This window comes from Nocardia alni, from assembly GCF_019038435.1.
GTDB lineage: Bacteria > Actinomycetota > Actinomycetes > Mycobacteriales > Mycobacteriaceae > Nocardia > Nocardia alni.
Genome location: NZ_JAGPOX010000336.1, coordinates 1 through 503 on the forward strand (window position 1 = coordinate 1; position 503 = coordinate 503).

The window sequence follows — 503 nt, forward strand, 5'->3', positions numbered from 1 at the left end:
AAAAACAGAGCTGTCACGGTATGAGCTGGAAGGCATCTGGAAGGAGCGCGGTAAAGCGCTGGGATTTTCTGAAGAGCAGGTTAATGAAATTATTGATTCGGAAAGCTTCACCGAATTAAGTAGAGAGGAGTGCTTGGAGCAAGTCAGGGAATCGGCGTATCAGATATTGCAAGGGAAAGCTGTATTTGGTGAGCCAGAGCTTGTAGCAAAGGCGGCATCGGCAATGATAGGTAAGGCCTCTCGAAGTCAAATACTAGAGGCTGTGAGTGATTTAAAGGGTGAGTTGCTGGTCTGCCATGGAGAGCATTCAAGGGACACCGTATTTACTAGCCGTGAAATGGTTGCGCTGGAGCATGAGATGCTGCAGCTTGCGGAACGGAGAAATGGATCGCATGTCATCGAAAATTTTGAACTGCCAGCCTCATTGAGTGAAGAGCAGAGAATCGCCGCAGAGGCTACGCTGCGCGACGAAAACGATGTGACGGTGGTCGAGGGAAGTGCAG

1 protein-coding gene is annotated in these 503 nt (G+C 49.7%); it reads left to right on the forward strand.

All coding sequences use genetic code 11. The features are described from left to right. A partial coding sequence (locus JZ791_RS44225) for a hypothetical protein (protein ID WP_216903954.1) occupies nucleotides 1-503 on the forward strand: 503 nt, incomplete at both ends.